The organism is Luteimonas sp. 9C, assembly GCF_902506295.1.
Classification (GTDB): Bacteria; Pseudomonadota; Gammaproteobacteria; order Xanthomonadales; family Xanthomonadaceae; genus Luteimonas.
On record NZ_LR733312.1, the window covers coordinates 593435 to 612066 of the forward strand.

Sequence of the window (18632 nt, forward strand, 5' to 3'; positions counted from 1 at the left end):
GTCCCACGGGGCGTCCGCTACAGCCCCTGCGCCGCCAGCTCCGCCTTCAGCGCGGCTACCGAGCGCGCGTCCCAGGTGTCCGCGCCCGCGGTTGCGATCCACGCATCCACATAGTCGTCGGCGGCGAACACATGGCCGTAGCCGGTCGGTGTCGAGGTCGCGACCGCCATGTCCATGCCCAGCTGCAGGAAGGTCACCAGCGGAAACCAGCGCAGCGAACCGGACACGTCGTCCGCGCGCGGTCCGGACAGCCAGACCGGTCGGCGCAGCGCCGAACCGGGTTCGAAGAACGTGATCGGATCGCTGGGGTACTGCAGATAGACGATGCGCGGGCCGCTCCAGGCGGCATTGCCGGCAGGCGCCCCGTCCTGCGTCATGAAGCGCACCACCGAGCCGTCGCCGTAGCGCGGGCGCCAGGCGGGCGTGGCCGGATCGCGTCCGAGCGTCGCATGGCGCCAGGTCCGGCTCGGAAACGGCGGGCCGGCCCACAGCGCGCCGTCGAAGGGCTCACCGAGCAGGTCGAACAGATCGAGCGACAGGTCGGAGTTCAGCGCGCCGAGGCTCAGGCCGTGCAGATACAGCCGCGGGCGGCGGTCGCGCGGCAACGTGCGCCAGTGGCCGTGCACGGCGGCGAACAGCGCACGCGCCGAATCCGCGCCGTAGGTCGGGTCGACCATCAGCGCCAGCCAGCTGGCCAGATACGAGTACTGCATCGACACCGTGGCGACGTCGCCGCGCTGCAGATATCCCAGTGCCTTCTGGCTCGCGGGATCGAGCCAGCCGGTGCCGGTGGGTGTGTTGATCACCAGCGTCGAACGCTCGAACGCGCCGACGCGGATCATCTCGGCCAGTGCGAGATCGGCGCGGGCACGGATGTCCGGCGCGGAATTGAGGCCGACGTAGATGCGCAACGGCTCCTGCGCGGGCTGGCCGGTCAGTGCTTCGATCTCCGCCTGCGTCGGGCCGGCGGCCACCGCCGCGCGTCCCATGCGGCCCAGGCCGGACCAGTCGATCAGCGAGGCCGCGCTGCCGGTCTTCGACGGATCACGCGGCGGGTCGAGCGCGGTATCGACGACGGCGTCGAGTTGCCGGTACGAGGAATCCAGCGCCCGCAGGCCGGCTTCGAACACGAGGCCGTTGCCGATGCCCCAGAACAGCAGGCCCGCCAGCGCCACGCTGACGATCAGCGACACGCGCCGCGGCAGATGCCGGCCCAGGCGCTGCGAGAGCACGTACACCACGCCGCCGAAGAGTCGACCGAGCAGCAGCAGCACCAGCGCGACGCCGCCCGCCACCAGACCGACGAAGACCGGGCGCGCACTCGTCACCGCCGCCATGCCCATGCGTGCGCGGATGTCGTTCTGCCAGCCCGAGGCCTGCGCGAGGAAGACGATCACCATCGCTGCGCAGACGACCACCGCGAGCCCGGTCGCGACACGCCCGATCGCCAGATCACGCAGCCGCGGCAGGCCGAGGAAGATCCACAGCCACCGCATCAGCACGCCGACACCGTAACCGGCCGCGAACGCGATACCCGACAGCACGCCCTGCAGCAGCGCGTCGCGCGGAATCAGGCTGGGCGTCAGCGACGCGGCGAAGCACAGCGTGCCGAGCCACAGGCCCATGCTGCACAGCGGATCGAGCATGCGTGCGGCGGCGTGGCGAATGGAAGCGCGTGTGGGCATGACGCGATGGTAGCGCGGGTGCTTCCACGACTCTGAAAGCGTCCATGCCAAGCACGACACCGGGCGCGTGAAACGCTGCTGCCCCTCGGCAGCCGGTGCATCTTTCGACGCTTCGTCCCATCGTCTTTTGACAGACGCATGTCGCGTCAGGCGGGGGCGACGATGCTGCATCGTTAGGCGGCAATACCCGTCACCTCGCGCGTGCGGATTCCGCCATCGCGCCTGGTCGGTGTTTCGGATCCGAAGTCACCGGGCCCCGGCCTGCGCCGGGGCGACGTGACGTTGCAATCGACGGATCGAAAACCGGACGCTTACTCGATCGTCTCGTCCAGCATCAGCTGACGTGCGAAGCGCACCGGCGGCGCGCCCTGGGCCAGCATGTCGTCGTGGTACTGCTTGAGGTTGAAGGCGTCGCCGGCCTTCGCTTCGGCGGCCTTGCGCGCGTCGAAGTGCTCCTGCGCGCCGACGAAGTAGGTCGCGAGCTGGGTCGACGAGAGCTGCGCGCGGATCCACTTGCCTTCGGCTTCGCTGGTCTGCTGGAAGGTCTGGCGGACCATCAGGTCCATCGCCTGTTCCTTGGTCCAGTTGTCGACGTGGATGCCCTGGTCGAGGATCGCGTTGGCCACGGCGCGCGCATAGAACTTCAGCTGCATCAGGCGGAACAGCGGATCGTTGTCGGCGTAGCCGGCGTCGGCCATCATCCGCTCGGTGTAGACCGCCCAGCCTTCGGCGAACGGACCCGAGCGGAACACCGCGCGCAGCGTCGACGGATGGTTCACCGAATGTGCGCCTTCGAGGTAATGACCGGGCATCGCCTCGTGGATCGTCAGCACGTGGATCATGTGCTTGTTGTATTCGCGCAGGAACGAATCGACCTGGCCATCGTCCCAGTCGTCGGGGATTGGCGAGATCGCGTAATAGGTGTCCAGGCCCTTGTCGAGCGGGCCGGGCGAATCGCAGTAGGCGACCGCGACGCCGCGCTGGAATTCCGGCATCAGGATGATCTTGACCGGATCGTCGGGCACCGTGACCAGGTCGTTCTGGCGGGTGAATTCGGTGGCCACGTCCAGCGTGTGCTTGGCGAAGTCGACCACTTCGTCGCGGCCCGGCTTGTCGGCGTAGGCGACTTCCATCGCCGCTTCGATGGCGGCCTGGCGCTGGTCCTCGCTCGGCTGCGCGGGCGTCTCCGGCGCGCCTTCGCGGTCCTTCAGCACGGCCTGGGCGACGACGTACATCTCGTCGCGGATGCGCACCAGTTCGGCTTCCGCACGCTGGCGGATGTCCTGTCGGCTGAGCGAGGAATTGAGCGCGAACTTGAGCTTCTGGTCGTAGATCTCGGCGCCGACGCGGAACTCGCCCTTGGCGTTCGGCACCAGGGTGCCGTCGAGCCAGGTCTGGTGTTCGTCGACCGCGGCGCGCAGCGTCTCCACCGCGGCATCGAGACGCGTGCGGTCCTCGCCCTGCAGCTGGTCGGCGTTGGGCGTGATGAAGGTGTCGATCAGCGACAGCACGCCCTTGTTCTGCGCAGCGACGGTGCGCGCATGGGTGGCGGGGACACGCGCGGGGTCGAGGTTCTCGCGCGCCTGGGCGAGGATCGCCGGGATCTTCTCCATGCGCGCCGTCGCCGACTTCAGGCGCTCGGGCATCGGCGCGAACTCGCGCGCCATCAGGTTGTAGATCGCGCCGCCAGCGAGGCCACTGTAGATCTGCGGATCCCAGGCCCAGCTCTGCAGCGTCTCGGTGTCCCAGATGCCGTATTCGAGCGTGTTCTTGAGGATCAGCGCATCGACGTGGTTGTCGCGCGAGAGCTGGGCGAAGTCGATCGCCTCGAGTTCGGTCACGTAACGGCGGTTGAAGTCGAGCGCCGCCTGACGGCCGGCCGCGGAGAGATCGTCGACCTCCGCATCGAAGCGGTGATCGCCGATCTGCGTGGCCGAGATCGGCGAGAGCTTCATGCCTTCGTCGAGATAGCGCTTCGACAGTTCGGCGAATGCGGCGTCGGCCTGCGACGGTGCGGTGGCAGCGGGCGCGTCCTGCGCAGTGGCGGGCGTGGTCGGCGCCTCACGGTTGCAGCCGGCGAGGGCGGCGGTGAGCACGGCGACAGCGAGCAGGGAACGACGCATGCGGCGGTTTTCCGGAAGTCGGGACAGCGCGCAAGCATAGAGGCGCACCGGCGCGCCTGCATGTGCCGATGGTGGCGGAACGCGGATTCACCCGGCGGCGTCGCGCATGCGTCCTCACGCATGCGGATGGCACCTGATTTGACGCATCCACGCGCGCACCGAAGAATCGGACGGCAAGCGGCCATCGCCGCGGGGAGAGTGGAATGCGGCGTCGCGACTTCATGGCCTACGGTGGAATCGGGCTCGGCAGCCTGTTGTTGCCCGGTGGCATCGGCCGCGCGATCGCGGCGGAAGAACTGACCGGTACGCTCGATCCGGCGCTGAAGAAGCGGCTTGCCGATGTCGCCCTGCAGGCGTCGCGCGATGGCGGCGGCAGCTACTGCGACGTGCGCATCGGGCGCTATCTGCGCCATTACGTGATGACCCGCGAGACGCGCGTGGAGAACGTGGTCAACGAGGAATCGACCGGCGTCGGCATCCGCGTGATCGCGAACGGTGCCTGGGGCTTCGCGGCGACGCGCTCGCTCGATCCCGACGGCATCGCCGAAGCGACACGTCAGGCGCTGGCGATCGCCAAGGCCAATGCGCGCATCCAGACCGCGCCGGTGCAGCTGGCGCCGGTGCGCGGCGTGGGCGAAGTGGCGTGGGCGACGCCGGTGCGTCGCAACGGCATGGCGGTGCCGCTGGAAGAAAAGGTCGCGCTGCTGATGGACGTGAACGCGGCGGCGACCGCTGAGGGCGCGGACTTCGTGAGCTCGCGGCTGTTCCTGGTCAACGAGCAGAAGTACTTCGCCAGCACCGACGGCTCCTACATCGACCAGGACGTGCACCGGATCTGGGCGCCGTTCACCGTCACCGCCGTCGACAAGGCCAGCGGCAAGTTCCGCACTCGCGACGGCCTGTCGGCGCCGATGGGCCTGGGCTACGAATACCTCTCACCCGATCCCGCGCAGCGCTTCGAATTGCCTGGCGGCGTGATCGCCTACGGCCAGGCCTACGACATGCGCGCCGATGCCGCCGCTGCGGCGCGCCAGGCCCGCGAGAAGCTGTCGGCGCCGTCGGTGCAGCCCGGCCGCTACGATCTCGTGCTCGATCCGTCGAACCTGTTTTTAACCATCCACGAGAACGTCGGCCACCCGCTCGAACTCGACCGCGTGCTGGGGTACGAGGCCAACTACGCCGGCACCAGCTTCGCCACGCTCGACAAGCGCGACGAGGGTTATCGCTGGGGCAGCGACATCGTCAACTTCTTCGCCGACAAGACCCAGCCGGGCAGCCTCGGCGCGGTGGCGTACGACGACGAAGGCGTGCAGTGCAAGCGTTGGGATCTGGTCAAGGACGGCATCCTCGTCGACTACCAGGCGACGCGCGACCAGGCCCATATCCTCGGCAAGACCGAATCGGACGGGTGCAGTTATGCCGATGCATGGTCGAGCGTGCAGTTCCAGCGCATGCCCAACGTCTCGCTGGCGCCGGGCCAGGCGCCGCTGACGGTCAAGGAGATGATCGCTGGCGTCGAACGCGGCCTCTACATCCACGGCCGCGGCTCGTACTCGATCGACCAGCAGCGCTACAACGCGCAGTTCGGCGGGCAGCTGTACTACGAGATCAAGAACGGCGAGATCGCCGGCATGGTCGAGGACGCCGCCTACCAGATCCGCACGCCGGAATTCTGGAACGCCTGCTCGGCGATCTGCGACGCACGCGACTTCCGTCTCGGCGGCTCGTTCTTCGACGGCAAGGGCCAGCCCAGCCAGGTTTCGGCGGTGTCGCACGGTTCGGCGACGACGCGCTTCGACGGCATCAACATCATCAATACGGCGCGCAACCTCTGAGCCGCCGGGCGCATGCGACGCGCGCACCGGTCCACGGATGGGCGATGACGCCGTCCGACACCTCGCTGCCCGGCATTGGCGCACGCTCCGACCGCGCGTCGTCGCCGGACTGCATGCTCCCGCGCAGCGACATCCATCACATCGTCCTGTGCCGAAAGTCACTGGACGCTCCGCATGCATCGCGTCAAGAATCGGGGTGGCCCCGCTGGATGCGATGCCACCCCAGTCAATCCCGTCCACGGCGAGCGCCGCTGCGGACCCGTTCTTCGGAGAGCTCCCTTGCATAGACGCGACTTCCTCGCCCTCGCTGGTGTCGGCGCGGGCGGCCTGATGCTGCCCGCCGTCTTCGGCCGGGTCATCGCCGCCGAGCAGCTGGTGGCCACGCTCGACATCGGCTTCAAGAAGCGGCTCGCCGATGCCGGTCTCAACGCGGCGACCTCCGCCGGTGCCACGTACTGCGATGTCCGCGTCGGGCGCTACCTGCGCCAGTTCGTGATGACGCGCGAGGACAAGGTGCAGAACGTCGTCAGCACGGAGTCGATCGGTGTCGGCGTGCGCGTGATCGCGGGCGGCGCCTGGGGCTTCGCGGCGACCAATACGCTGACCGAACAGGGCGTGGCCGAGGCCGCGCGCCAGGCGACGGCGATCGCGATGGCGAATTCCAAGGTGCAGACCGCGCCGGTACAGCTGGCCCCGGTCAAGGGCGTGGGCGAAGTCGCGTGGCGCACGCCGATCAGCAAGAACGGCATGGAAGTGCCGGTGGCCGAGAAGGTCGAGCTGCTGCTGGGCGTCAACGCTGCGGCGATGGGCGCGGGCGCGAGCTTCGTGAACTCCACGCTGTTCCTGGTCAACGAGCAGAAATACTTCGCCAGCACCGACGGCTCCTACATCGACCAGGACGTGCACCGCATCTGGGCGCCGATGACGGTGACCGCCATCGACAAGGCCAGCGGCAAGTTCCGCACGCGCGAAGGTCTGTCCGCGCCGATGGGCATGGGCTACGAATATCTGGACGGCGCGGCGTCGGGCAAGATCGTCTCGCCCAACGGCGTGACCAACTACGGCAAGTCCTACGACATGCGCGAGGACGCGATCGCCGCGGCCCGCCAGGCGCAGGAGAAGCTCAAGGCGCCGTCGGTCAAGCCGGGTCGCTACGACCTGGTGCTCGACCCCTCGCACACCTGGCTCACCATCCACGAAGCGATCGGCCATCCGCTCGAGCTCGACCGCGTGCTCGGTTACGAAGCCAATTACGCCGGCACCAGCTTCGCCACGCTCGACAAGCGCGAGCAGCGTTTCCAGTACGGCAGCGACATCGTCACCGTGTTCGCCGACAAGACCCAGGCAGGCAGCCTCGGCGCCGTGGGCTATGACGACGAAGGCGTATCGACCAAGCGCTGGAACATGATCACCGACGGCAAGCTGGTCGATTACCAGGCGATCCGCGACCAGGCCCACATCCTCGGCAAGACCGAGTCCGACGGCTGCTGCTATGCCGACTCGTGGTCGAGCGTGCAGTTCCAGCGCATGCCCAATGTCTCGCTGGCGCCGGGCAAGGCAAAGCTGAGCGTCGCGGACATGATCAAGGACGTCGAGAACGGCATCTACATTATCGGCGACGGCTCGTTCTCGATCGACCAGCAGCGCTACAACGCGCAGTTCGGCGGCCAGCTGTTCTACGAGATCAAGGACGGTGCGATCACCGGCATGATCGAGGACGTGGCCTACCAGATCCGCACGCCGGAATTCTGGAACGCCTGCACCGCGATCTGCGACGAAAGCGATTACCGCCTCGGCGGTTCGTTCTTCGACGGCAAGGGCCAGCCGAGCCAGGTGTCGGCCGTGTCGCACGGTTCGTCCACCGCCCGTTTCGACGGCATCAACGTGATCAACACCGCGCGTTCGCTCGGCTAAGGAGACTCCCACATGACCATCTTCACCGAAGCCCAGGCGCGCGAGATCCTCGAAAAGACCGTCGCCCTGTCCACCGCCGACGAATGCACGGCCACGCTGGCCGGCTCCGTCGACGGCAACATCCGCTTCGCGCTCAACAACGTCTCCACCAGCGGCATCGTCAGCAATGCCGAGCTCGCGGTGCAGGTCGCGTTCGGCAAGCGCGTCGGCACGGCCAGCATCAATGCCTTCGACGAGGCCTCGCTGCGGAGCGTGGTCAAGCGCGCCGAAGACCTCGCGCGTCTGGCGCCGGAGAACCCCGAGTTCCTGCCGGCGATCGGCAAGCAGGAATACCGGGCCAGCCCGACCTACAGCGAATCGACGGCGGCGATCACCCCGGAATTCCGCGCGCAGGTCGCGGCCGGTTCGATCACCCCGTGCCGCGCCGAGCAGCTGATCGCGGCCGGCTTCCTCGACGACGGCAAGAACTTCGTCGCCTTCGCCAACAGCAACGGCAACTTCGGTTACCAGCAGGCGACGAACTTCAACTACACCTGCACTGTGCGCACCGAAGACGGCCGCGGTTCGGGCTGGGTGGGACGCAACCTCAAGGACGCCAGCGCGTTCAATGCCGAGCGCGACGTGCGCGTGGCGATGCGCAAGGCCAGCGACTCGGCCGAGGCCAAGGCGCTGGAGCCGGGCAAGTACACGGTGATCCTGGAGCCCGCGGCGGCCGCCGGCCTGATCAGTTTCATGATGCGGTTCTTCGACGCGCGCACGGCGGATGAGGGGCGCAGCTTCCTGTCCAAGCGCGGCGGCGGCAACAAGCTGGGCGAGCAGGTCTACGACCCGCGCGTCAACATCGTCGCCGACCCTTGGCATCCGGAAGCGGCGGTGATGCCGTGGGACGGCGAAGGCCTGCCGCGCGAGAAGATGCCGATCATCGAGAACGGCAAGATCGCCAACCTCGACTACTCGCGCTTCTGGGCGCAGCAGCAGGGCAAGCGGGCCGTGGGCCGCCCGGGCAACCTGCTGATGTCCGGCGGCGAGGGCACGACGGCCGACCTCATCCGCGGCACCGATCGCGGCATCCTGGTCACGCGCACCTGGTACATCCGCATGGTCGATCCGCAGACCGTGCTGCTGACGGGGCTCACCCGCGACGGCACGTTCTATATCGAGAACGGCGAAATCAAGCACCCGGTCAAGAATTTCCGTTTCAACGAATCGCCGGTGATCATGCTCAACAATATCGACGAGCTGGGCCGCCCGGTGCGGGTGGGTGGCGACGAGTCGTCGATGGTGATGATGCTGCCGCCGATGCGGCTGCGGGACTTCACGTTTACGTCGTTGTCGGATGCGGTCTGAGGCATTCGCGTCGCGGTTTTTCGCTCGTCACGGTGAGGCTCTGCTCGCCGTGACGGCTTCACGATCGTCTGCAGACCCGAAGGGCGTCGCCCATGGATGGGCGGCGTTTTCCGACCGAGGCAGGATGCCGAGTCGGAAAATCCCTAGGCACGCGACGCCGCGGGCTGTGGACGTGTCGAGGAAGCGCTTTTCTTTGGTTCCGTTTCTTTTGGCGCTTACCAAAAGAAATGAACTCGGCCGCTTCAGCGGACGAAAGCGTTTGATCTACGCCTGCGCGCTCGTCTTCGGCAAGAGAAGCAACGTCAAACGCTTCCACTCACCTGGCGGCGAGCGGGTTCATTTCTTTTGCTGGCCCAAAAGAAACGGAACCAAAGAAAAGGGCCAGCCCCGACGAAGCTCACTCGGCGAGTCACTCGTTTCGGAATTTTTCGACTCGCCATCCCTGGCTCGGTCGAAAAACGCCGCACATCCATGTGCGGCGCCCTCCGGGTCTGCACCCTGCATTGACCATTCGTTGCAAAGCCAAAGCCAAAGCCAAAGCCAAAGCCAAAGCCAAAGCCAAAGCCAAAGCCAAAGCCAAAGCAAGTACGTGCTGCATCGGCGATACCCCGGGTTTGCGGGAACGTACGCGCAATGAATCGCCGCCAATCCCTGCAACTGCTGCTCGCCAGCGCCGCAACACTCGCGTTGCCGCCGCTCGCAGCCCAATCCGCCCGCTACGACTTCTGGTTCACCCGCCTGCGCTATGAATCCGGCAATTGGGATGTGGACCAGCGGATGCCGTCCAACGTCATCACCTCGCTGATCGACTACACCAGCCTGCGGGTCGATCCGGAGGAGCGGGTCGTCGCGCTGTCGGATCCGAAGATGCTGGCATCGCCGTTCTGCTATCTCGCCGGCCACAAGCTGGTCGAGTTCAGTCCGGCCGAGCGACGCAACTTCGAGCGTTATGTGCGCGGTGGCGGCTTCGTGTTCGTCGATGACTGCAACCACGACATCGACGGCCTGTTCGCCAAATCGTTCGAGGCGCAGATGGCCGCGATCTTCGGCGCATCCGCGCTGCGGAAGCTGCCGAACAATCATGCGCTCTACCGCAGCTTCTTCCAGTTCCCGGATGGCCCCCCGGCGACGAGCTTCGAGCTCAACGGCTGGGGCGACGATCTGGTGCACGACTACCTCAAGGGCATCACGATCGACGGGCGCCTGGCCGTGCTCTACAGCAACAAGGATTACGGCTGCGAGTGGGATTACGACTGGCGCAACAAGCGTTTCCTGGCCGAGGACAACACCAAGTTCGCGGTCAACATCGTCATGTATGCCTTGAGCGCATGACCACCATTTCTGTCGTGGGCGCGCGCCCACACCCGCATTTTTCGAGGCACGCATGACCGACACAGCTCCCACCGAAGCCGACCTGCAGGCCCGCCTCGCGCAGCTCGATGCGCTGCGCGCCGCGATCGGCCGCGCGGTCGTCGGCCAGGCCGATGTCGTCGAACAGCTGCTGGTGGCCTTGCTCGCCGGCGGTCACGTGCTGCTCGAAGGTGTGCCCGGGCTCGGCAAGACGCTGCTGGTGCGCACCCTGGGGCAGGCGCTCGATATGGGCTTCCGGCGCGTGCAGTTCACGCCCGACCTGATGCCGAGCGATCTGCTCGGCACCGAATTGCTCGAGGAAGACCACGGCACCGGCAAGCGCCATTTCCGCTTCCAGGAAGGCCCGGTGTTCACCCAGCTGCTGCTGGCCGACGAGCTCAACCGCACGCCGCCCAAGACCCAGGCCGCGTTGCTCGAAGCGATGGCCGAGCACACGGTCAGCCATGCCGGCGTGACCCGAGCATTGCCGCGACCGTTCTTCGTGCTGGCCACGCAGAATCCGATCGAACAGGCCGGTACCTATCCGTTGCCCGAAGCGCAGCTCGATCGCTTCCTGCTGCACGTCGCGCTCGGCTATCCCGATGCCGACGAGGAGCAGGCGATCCTCGCGCGCACCACCGGCACGGCCGAAGCGGAGGTGCCGCGGGTGATGGGCGCCGACGCGGTGCTCGCGCTGCAGGCGCTGGTGCGCCAGGTGCACGTGAGCGAGGACCTGCTGGCCTGGATCACAGCGCTGGTGCGCGCGACGCGCCCGGGCGAGGGCGCGCCGGAGATCGTGCGCGAGTACGTGCGCTGGGGCGCGGGTCCGCGCGCCGGCCAGTCGCTGGTACTGGCCGCGAAGGCGCGTGCGCTGCTGCAGGGCCGGCTCGCGGCAACGCGCGAGGATGTCGCGGCGTTGCTGGCGCCCGTGCTGCGTCATCGTCTGGTGCTGTCGTTCGCGGCCGAAGCCGCGCAGATCGACGCCGACGCGGTGATCGCGGGCCTGTTGCGCGCCTTGCCCGCGCCGGCGCGCTGATCTCCCCGATGGCGACTGCGGGACCCGACGCGCCCGGAACGCCGGTGGCCGATGCCGCGGGCGACGGCCTGTCGCCGGCATTGCGCGCATTGCTGGCGACCCTGCGCCTGCGGCCGCGTCATGCCCTGGGCCGGCAGGGCATCGGCCACCACGCGAGCCGCAACCGCGGCAGCGGGCTCGAGTTCGCCCAGTACCGCGCCTACGAGTCCGGCGACGAGCCGCGGCAGATCGACTGGAAGCTCTACGCGCGCAGCGACCGGTTCTTCGTCCGCGAAGCCGAGCGCGACAGTCCGGTCCGTGCATGGCTGCTGCTCGACACCACCGCGTCGATGACCCAGGCCGACGAAGCCGCGCCGACGCGCTCCCGATTCGATGTGGCGCGGCTGCTGGCGACCTGCGTCTACGAGATCGCGCAGCGTCAGGGCGATGCCTGCGGCCTGGTGCTGTGCGGTGGCGCAGGCGTCGCGCTGGTCACGCCGGGTACCGGCCCACGCCAGCGGGACCGGCTGCGGCATGCGCTGGCTGCGGCGCGGCCGCACGGCGAATGGCCCGATGCGAAGGCGCTGGCGCCCGCGTGGGGACGCATCGCACGTGGCGACCTCGTGGTCGCGATCGGTGACTGGTTCGATGAGGCCGCAGTCGAACAACTGGTCCAGCTCGCCAATGCGGGCCGCGACGTGGTCGCCCTGCAGGTGCTGACCGCGGACGAACGGGACTTTCCGTTCCGCGACGGGCGCCGCTTCGTGGAACCCGAGGCCGGGGAGTCGCTGCTCGGCGACGGCCCCGCCTTGCGTGCGGCCTATCTGCAGCGTTTCGAAGCGGCGCGTACGGCGCTGGCGGCGCGATTCGCGGCGGCCGGCATCCGGTTCGCCACGCATGTGATCGATGCACCGCCGGACGCCGTCCTCGGCGCACTGTTCGGCGATCGCGCGTCGTGAGTGTCGGTCTGCTCGCGCCGGCTGCGCTTGCAGCGTTGATCGCGTTGCTGTTGCCGCTGTTGCTGCATCTGGCGCGGCGCGATGCGACGCGCCCCACGCCCTTCGCTGCATTGCGCTGGTTGCGCGAGCGGCCGAAACCGCGACGTCGCCTGCGGTTCGACGACTGGCCGCTGCTGCTGGTGCGGCTGCTGCTGTTGGCACTGCTCGCGGTGTGGCTGGCGTGGCCGGTCCTGCACGGCGAAACCGCGCCGGCGCGCTGGACCGTCATCGTGCCCGGCGTCGCCGACACGGCGCTGCCGCCCATCGAAGACGGCGCGCCGGCGCCCCGCTGGCTGGCGCCCGGGTTTCCGGAAGTCGGGCGCGAATCCACGCCCGCACGCGCCGGCGCCAGTGTCGCCAGCCTGTTGCGCGAGCTGGACATGACCGCACCGGCCGGCACCGCGCTGACCGTGCTGGTGCCCGACACGATCGATGGCGCCGACGGTGGACGCATCGTGCTGTCGCGGCCGGTCGACTGGCAGATCGTGGCGGGCCGCGAACCCGACGTGGACGTGCCGCCGACACTGCCGCCGCGTCTCGATGTCTTCGGCATCGCCGCCGACGATCCGGCATTGCGGGTGCTGCGCGCGGTCGCGCGCGCCTGGCGTCCTGATGATGCCGATGCGTTGCGCATCGCCAACGCAGATGAATCACCGCGTGCGGATGCGATTGCCGTGTGGTGGGACGACACCGCGCCGCCCGCTGCGTTGCGCACGCAAACGACTGGTCGCGTGCTGCTGTTGGGTCCTGATGTGCCGCGCGAAGCGATCGACTGGCAGCCGGTCTGGCAGGGCGCCGACGGCGACCCGCTGTTCGAACGCGCCGCCTGCGGCGGGGCGATCTGCGTGCGTGTCGCGCAGGCCGTCCATCCGGCGACGATGCCCGGCCTGCTCGATCCCGACTTCCCGGCGCGCCTGCGCGACCTGCTGCAGCCGCCGCCTTCACCCCGACGCATTGCCGCGGCGGATCTGGCGCCGTCGACCGGCGCCGATACCTGGCCGCCGACACCGCGCGATCTGCGGCCGTGGTGGGTCCTGCTCGCCGCACTGGTCTTCGCGCTGGAGCGCTGGATGGCCGCGGCGCCGCGTCGGAACCGGACGACATGAGCGTCACCGCGCAGCTGACCCGCACGCTCGGCGCCGCGCGTCGTCGCGCGGCCGCGATCGTGCTGCTGTGCGCGCTGCCGCTGGTCGCGGGCATCGCGACGCTGGCGTGGCGATTCGCGGGCGTGCCGCTCGCGGCCGGTTTCGTGCTGGTGGGACTGGCGACCGCCGTGTGGTTGGCGTCGCGGCGCGCGGCGCGCTTCGATCGTGCCTGGCTGACCCGCCGCCTGGACGCGGGCCGCGTCGACATGGACGACAGCGCCGCGCTGGTGTTCGCGCGCCCCGAGGCGCTCGGTGCGCTGCAGCGCTTGCAGCAGTCGCGTCTGCGGGCACGCCTCGCGTCGACGCCGTGGACGCCTGCGCCCGCACCGTGGCCGAAGCGCGGACTCGCGGCCGCCTGGATATCCGGCGCGATCCTGATCGCCGCTGCCGTGTGGTGGCCGCCGATCACTCCGCGCGCGGACGCGCAGGCACGCGCGATGTCCGGATCCGCTGCCGTGGATGGCACGCTGGTCCTGCAGTCGCAATCGCTGCGGATCGAAGCACCGCCCTACACCGGGCAGGCCGTGCGCACCCAGACCGAACTCGACGCACAGGCGCCCGCGGGCGGGACGCTGCGCTGGACCTTGCGCTTCGCGCCACAGCCGCAGCGTGTGGCGTTGCGGCTGCACGACGACAGCGAGATCGCGTTCGTGCGCGACGGCGAGGACTGGGTGGCGACGCTGCGGCTCGACCAGTCCTGGCTGTACCGCATCGCCGTCGATGGCGACACCGACCACATCCTGGCGCGCGCGCAGCCCTGGCGACTGGACGCGGTGCCGGACCGGCCGCCCGAGGTGCGCGTGCGCACGCCGGAAGAGACCTTGTCGACCTATACGCGCGGGCAGCGCGCCTGGGCGCTGGCGTTCGAGGCCAGCGACGATCACGGCATCGCGTCGACCGCGCAGCTGCGGATCACGGTCACGCGCGGCAGTGGCGAGGCGATCACCTTCGAGGACCGCACGATGCCGCTGCGCGGACGCGGCGATGCGCGTGCGATGACGTTTGCGACCACGCTCGATCCGGTCGCGCTCGGTCTGGAAGAGGGCGGCGATCTCGTCGCCCAGCTCGAAGTGCGCGACAACCGCGTTCCGGAACCGCAACGTGCCCGCAGTGCCAGCCTGATCCTGCGCTGGCCACCACCGGCGCCGGTCGATGCGGATGGGCTCGAAGGCCTCGCGCGCGACGTGCTGCCCGCGTATTTCCGCAGCCAGCGCCAGATCATCATCGACGCCGAAGCCCTGATCGCCGAACAGCCGCGTATCGAGCGCAGCGCCTTCGAAGGACGCTCCGATGCACTCGGCGTCGACCAGCGCATCCTGCGCCTGCGCTACGGCCAGTTCCTCGGCGAAGAGTCGGAAGGCGGCTCGCGCCCGCCCCCCACCGACGATGCGCAGGACGCGCCCCCGCCCGCGCGCAAGCCGCTGCCGATCGACGACTTCGGCCAGACCGACGCGCCGGCGGTGGCGGCGGACGATGCGCACGCGCACGACGAGGACGGTCATGCGCACGACGATGCGCCTGCCGCACAGGGCGCAGCCGCGCACGACGACCACGATCACGACCACGCACCGCAGGACGCGACGACCTTCGGTCGCGCCGACGACGTGCTGGCGACATTCGGCCACACCCACGATCTGCCGGAAGCGGCGACGCTGCTCGATCCGAAAACGCGCGAAATCCTGCGCGGCGCGCTGCAGGCGATGTGGCAGTCGGAACTGCACCTGCGTCAGGCCGCGCCGCGCGAGGCGCTGCCGCATGCCAACCGCGCGCTCGAACTGATCAAGCAGGTGCAGGAAGCCGACCGCATCTACCTGGCGCGGGTGGGTTCCGTGCTGCCGCCCGTCGATCCCACCCGGCGACTCGGTGGCGACCGCGACGGCATCGCGCCACGCGCCGTACCGGCGCCGGACCTGGAGTCGGACGCCGCACCCGCGAACGCCTGGCGCGCGCTCGCCTGGCACGATGCGCCGGATCTCGATGCATTGATTGCGTGGGCGCAGGCACATCCGCGCCAGGTCGACGATCCGCTCGCGTTGCTGGCCGCGGTCGATGCATTGCGACGCGATGCGGCCTGCGCTGACTGCCGCCACGCCTTGCGCGGCCAGTTGTGGCGCGTGCTGCAGCGGCCGCTGCCGGCGCCCGCGCGGCGCGCGTCTCCCGATGCGATGGGGACGCGTTATCTCGATGCACTGCAGGAAGACGCCCCATGAGCCCGGAACGCTGGCTGCTCATCATGCTCGTCGTCGGCGCCGCACTTGCGGTGCTGCGACTGGTCGTCGGACATCTGCGTGCAGCGCCCGACGCACGTCCTGCCGCGTGGCGCACGTGCGCGCTCGTCGCATTGACCCTGCTGTCGACGGTCCTGCTGTTCCGCGGACTTTTACCGCCGCCCGTGGCGGTCGAGCGCGGCACGCTCGCCGTGCTGACCGCTGGCGCTGAGGGTCTCGCGGTGCCGGCGGCCGAGACCGTCGTCGCCTTGCCCGAGTACGGTGACGTACCACCAGGCGCCGAGCGCATGCCGGATCTCGCGACCGCGCTGCGTCGGCATCCCGAGGCCCGCGCACTGGTCGTCGTCGGTCATGGACTCGAAGCACGTGATCGCGATGCGGTCGGTGGTCGCGCGCTTGCGTTCGTGCCTGCCGAAACGCCTGCGGGACTGGTCGAACTCGTCGCGCCCACACAGATCGGCCCCGGTGCGCGGTTCGCGGTGCGCGGTCGCGTATCGGGCATCGCTGCGGCGCGCGTGTCGCTGCTGGATCCGGCGGGGCGTGTCGTGTCGAGCGTGGAAGCAGACGACGCCGGACGTTTCCGGCTGGGCGCGACCGCGCGCGATGCCGGCGCGACGCTGTTCGATGTCGTCGTGCACGACGTGGACGCGCGTGAGATCGAGCGCGTGCAGATGCCGGTGATCGTCGATGCGGCCGCGCCGGTGCGCGTGCTGCTGATCGCGGGACCGCCGAATCCGGATGTGCGGGCCCTGCGGCGCTGGGCCGAGGATGCGGGTCTGACCTTGCGCTGGCGCACGACCTTCGGTGGTGGCGCGGGCATGGGCGATTCACCCGCATTCGATGCCGCATCGCTCGCCGGACAGGATCTGGTGCTGCTCGACACGCGCGCCTGGGACGGCCTCGGCGCCGGCGCGCGTGCGGCGTTGCTGACGGCCGTGCGTGGTGGGCTGGGCTTGCTGATCCATGCGCCACAGGCGCCGTCCGCAGCGTTGCGTGGCTGGCTGCGCGGCGCCGGCCTGACGATCGAGACCGGTCGCGCCGTCGACTGGCAACCGGATGGCGGTCCGGACGATGTCGCACGTCTGCGCGCCTGGATGGGGCCGGGCAGCGACGACGCCCCGTTCGATCCGCTGCTGGCCGGCGAAGCGGCGCCGACGCTCGCGTATCTGCCGCTGTCGGGCGGCGCGCCGGCGCCCGGCGATGGGCCGCCCGGAATGATGCGTTGGCAGGCGGTCGGGCAGGGGCGCATCGGTGTGGTCACGCTCGCCGACAGCTGGCAGCTCCCGCTGGCCGGCCGCGCGGATCTGCACGCCGGCCTGTGGAGTGGCTGGGCGAACACGCTCGCGCGCGCCGGTGATGTGCAGCCACCGCATTTCGACGGCGAATTCCGTGTCGGCACCCCTTCGATGGTCTGCGGGCTGGAGGCCGACGCGCGCCTCCACGCGCCCGACGGCACGACGTCCGCGCCCGCGCCCGACCCCGCGGCGAACGGGTGCGCCGGCATCTGGCCGACGATGGCCGGATGGCATCGCATCGAATCGGCTTCCGGCAGCTGGCCATTTCTGGTCCGCGCCGACAATGCCGCCGCGGGCCTGCACAGCGCCGCACTGGCGCGTGCGACGCAGGCGCTGGTGCGTGCATCGGACACGACGCCCGACACGATGACGGCGACACGCCCGGGCCGCGCCTGGCCGTGGCTGCTGGCCTGGCTGTGCGTCACTGCTGCGCTGTGGGGGCTGGGTCGCGCGCGCGCGGGGCGTCAGCAGCCGCCAGGGCCCGCACGCAGCGCATAATCCCGCCGTACAACCGGAGAGACGACGATGGCGCATACGGGGCGCTGCCACTGCGGCAGCCTGGCGTTTGAACTGGACGGCGACATCGCCGAGGTCTACGACTGCAACTGCTCGATGTGCCGACGGCGCGGCGGCCTGCTGGCGTTCGCCGCCGCCGACGCACTGCGCGAAACCGGCAGCGGCACGCCGCAGACCTATCGCTTCAACACCCACCACATCGCGCATCATTTCTGCGGGACCTGTGGCATCGCGCCGTACAGCCGCGGCGTCGGTCCGGATGGTACGGAGATGGCCTGCGTCAACGTGCGTTGCATCGACGGACTCGATCTTGCGTCGCTGCAGATCGTGCAGATCGACGGGGCCCGCCTGTGAGGCGCGCGCGGCTGCGTCGGGTCTCCGCGGTCCTGGTGCTGGCAGCGCTGGCGAGCGGCTGTTCAAGCCCCAGCGCCGACGCGAACGGCATGGCCTACGCGGAAGCTGGCAACGCGCCGACGGCGGATTCCGATGGCGCGTTGCTGGCCTACGAACACAGCATCGGCGTGCAGCTCGACAGCGACACCATCCTGCCGCGCCTGCAGGCGATCCAGGCCTCTTGCCGCGATGCGCGCTTCGGTGCGTGCACGCTGATCGAAGCGCAGCAGTCGGCCGGCGATCGCCCGTCCGCACGTGCGGTGGTGCGCATGGCGCCCGCGGGCATCGAACCGATGATCGCGTTGGCAGGCGAGGGGGGTGAGGCCGGTGAGCGCAGCACGCGTGCCGAAGATCTCGCGGTCCTCGTGCGCGACAACACCACCGAGCAGGACCGGCTGACGAAGGAAATGGCGCGGCTGCAGGCGTTCGAGTCGCGACGCGATCTGTCGGTGGCGGACATGATCGCGTTGTCGGAGCGCATCGCCGCGACCGAAGCGCAGATCGAGGCCGCGCGTCGCGATGGCGCCCAGCACCGCCGTCGCATCGACACCCAACTGCTGACCGTGCAGCTGCGTGCGCGCGATGGCGAACAGGGGCGCAGCGAGATCGGCGCCGCGTTCCGCGAGTTCGGTGGCACCCTCGCCACCGGCACCGCCTGGACGATCCGTGCGACTGCGTTCCTGTTCCCGTTGGCGATCGTCGGTGTCGCGCTGTTCGCCCTGCTGCGTGCGCTGTGGCGGCGGCGTCGCCGCGGCTGAGCTCCGGAACGCACGTTGGTTGCCCAGGGC

Annotated in this window: 13 protein-coding genes; 11 read left to right on the forward strand and 2 right to left on the reverse strand. The window is 69.4% G+C overall.

The window, feature by feature from the left end; genetic code table 11:
* Nucleotides 1-17 precede the first annotated feature (17 nt).
* Together CURTO8I2_RS02570 and CURTO8I2_RS02575 are read right to left on the reverse strand one after the other, a co-directional pair.
* Nucleotides 18-1685 carry an alpha/beta-hydrolase family protein gene (locus tag CURTO8I2_RS02570; protein ID WP_159678416.1) on the reverse strand — a complete coding sequence of 556 codons (1668 nt, stop codon included), beginning with the start codon at nt 1683-1685 and terminating at the stop codon, nt 18-20.
* A gap of 311 nt (nt 1686-1996) precedes the next feature.
* Nucleotides 1997-3808, reverse strand: a complete 1812-nt coding sequence (locus CURTO8I2_RS02575; protein WP_159678418.1) for a DUF885 domain-containing protein — start codon at nt 3806-3808, stop codon at nt 1997-1999.
* A gap of 203 nt (nt 3809-4011) precedes the next feature.
* Between CURTO8I2_RS02575 and CURTO8I2_RS02580 the strand changes: the two genes are divergently transcribed.
* The 11 genes from CURTO8I2_RS02580 (at nt 4012) to CURTO8I2_RS02630 (ending at nt 18602) form a co-directional block, all read left to right on the forward strand.
* Entirely contained in the window at nt 4012-5643 is a 1632-nt protein-coding gene (locus CURTO8I2_RS02580) for a TldD/PmbA family protein (protein WP_201295469.1), read from the forward strand.
* Between the two features lie 279 nt (nt 5644-5922).
* Nucleotides 5923-7557: a TldD/PmbA family protein gene (locus CURTO8I2_RS02585; RefSeq protein ID WP_201295470.1), complete on the forward strand. Its 1635-nt coding sequence runs from the start codon at nt 5923-5925 to the stop codon at nt 7555-7557.
* Between the two features lie 12 nt (nt 7558-7569).
* Nucleotides 7570-8904: a TldD/PmbA family protein gene (locus CURTO8I2_RS02590; protein WP_159678420.1), complete on the forward strand. Its 1335-nt coding sequence runs from the start codon at nt 7570-7572 to the stop codon at nt 8902-8904.
* A gap of 633 nt (nt 8905-9537) precedes the next feature.
* Complete coding sequence (locus CURTO8I2_RS02595) at nt 9538-10236, forward strand: DUF4159 domain-containing protein (RefSeq protein ID WP_159678422.1); 699 nt, start codon at nt 9538-9540, stop codon at nt 10234-10236.
* Between the two features lie 52 nt (nt 10237-10288).
* Nucleotides 10289-11290 carry a MoxR family ATPase gene (locus CURTO8I2_RS02600; protein WP_159678424.1) on the forward strand — a complete coding sequence of 334 codons (1002 nt, stop codon included), beginning with the start codon at nt 10289-10291 and terminating at the stop codon, nt 11288-11290.
* 8 nt (nt 11291-11298) lie between these two features.
* The gene (locus CURTO8I2_RS02605) at nt 11299-12228 is read left to right on the forward strand and encodes a DUF58 domain-containing protein (RefSeq protein WP_159678426.1); all 930 of its coding nucleotides are present in this window, start codon (nt 11299-11301) and stop codon (nt 12226-12228) included.
* Nucleotides 12225-13373: a BatA domain-containing protein gene (locus CURTO8I2_RS02610; protein WP_159678428.1), complete on the forward strand. Its 1149-nt coding sequence runs from the start codon at nt 12225-12227 to the stop codon at nt 13371-13373. The genes CURTO8I2_RS02605 and CURTO8I2_RS02610 overlap by 4 nt, the downstream gene beginning before the upstream one ends.
* Nucleotides 13370-15622 (forward strand): hypothetical protein, encoded by a 2253-nt coding sequence (locus CURTO8I2_RS02615; RefSeq protein ID WP_159678430.1) that lies wholly within the window; start codon nt 13370-13372, stop codon nt 15620-15622. Before CURTO8I2_RS02610 ends, CURTO8I2_RS02615 begins: the two co-directional genes overlap by 4 nt.
* Complete coding sequence (locus tag CURTO8I2_RS02620) at nt 15619-17433, forward strand: carboxypeptidase regulatory-like domain-containing protein (protein ID WP_159678432.1); 1815 nt, start codon at nt 15619-15621, stop codon at nt 17431-17433. The genes CURTO8I2_RS02615 and CURTO8I2_RS02620 overlap by 4 nt, the downstream gene beginning before the upstream one ends.
* Nucleotides 17434-17460: 27 nt before the next feature.
* Complete coding sequence (locus CURTO8I2_RS02625) at nt 17461-17805, forward strand: GFA family protein (RefSeq protein WP_159678434.1); 345 nt, start codon at nt 17461-17463, stop codon at nt 17803-17805.
* An 89-nt stretch (nt 17806-17894) separates the two neighbouring features.
* Entirely contained in the window at nt 17895-18602 is a 708-nt protein-coding gene (locus CURTO8I2_RS02630; protein WP_159678436.1) for a DUF4349 domain-containing protein, read from the forward strand.
* Nucleotides 18603-18632 lie beyond the last annotated feature (30 nt).

Excerpts from the sequence above, each read along its gene's own strand:
- CURTO8I2_RS02570 (WP_159678416.1), bottom strand. The coding sequence starts at position 1,685 with ATGCCCACACGCGCTTCCATTCGCCACGCCGCCGCACGCATGCTCGAT.
- CURTO8I2_RS02575 (WP_159678418.1), bottom strand. The coding sequence starts at position 3,808 with ATGCGTCGTTCCCTGCTCGCTGTCGCCGTGCTCACCGCCGCCCTCGCC.
- CURTO8I2_RS02580 (WP_201295469.1), top strand. The coding sequence starts at position 4,012 with ATGCGGCGTCGCGACTTCATGGCCTACGGTGGAATCGGGCTCGGCAGC.
- CURTO8I2_RS02590 (WP_159678420.1), top strand. The coding sequence starts at position 7,570 with ATGACCATCTTCACCGAAGCCCAGGCGCGCGAGATCCTCGAAAAGACC.
- CURTO8I2_RS02595 (WP_159678422.1), top strand. The coding sequence starts at position 9,538 with ATGAATCGCCGCCAATCCCTGCAACTGCTGCTCGCCAGCGCCGCAACA.
- CURTO8I2_RS02600 (WP_159678424.1), top strand. The coding sequence starts at position 10,289 with ATGACCGACACAGCTCCCACCGAAGCCGACCTGCAGGCCCGCCTCGCG.
- CURTO8I2_RS02605 (WP_159678426.1), top strand. The coding sequence starts at position 11,299 with ATGGCGACTGCGGGACCCGACGCGCCCGGAACGCCGGTGGCCGATGCC.
- CURTO8I2_RS02615 (WP_159678430.1), top strand. The coding sequence starts at position 13,370 with ATGAGCGTCACCGCGCAGCTGACCCGCACGCTCGGCGCCGCGCGTCGT.
- CURTO8I2_RS02620 (WP_159678432.1), top strand. The coding sequence starts at position 15,619 with ATGAGCCCGGAACGCTGGCTGCTCATCATGCTCGTCGTCGGCGCCGCA.
- CURTO8I2_RS02625 (WP_159678434.1), top strand. The coding sequence starts at position 17,461 with ATGGCGCATACGGGGCGCTGCCACTGCGGCAGCCTGGCGTTTGAACTG.
- CURTO8I2_RS02630 (WP_159678436.1), top strand. The coding sequence starts at position 17,895 with ATGGCCTACGCGGAAGCTGGCAACGCGCCGACGGCGGATTCCGATGGC.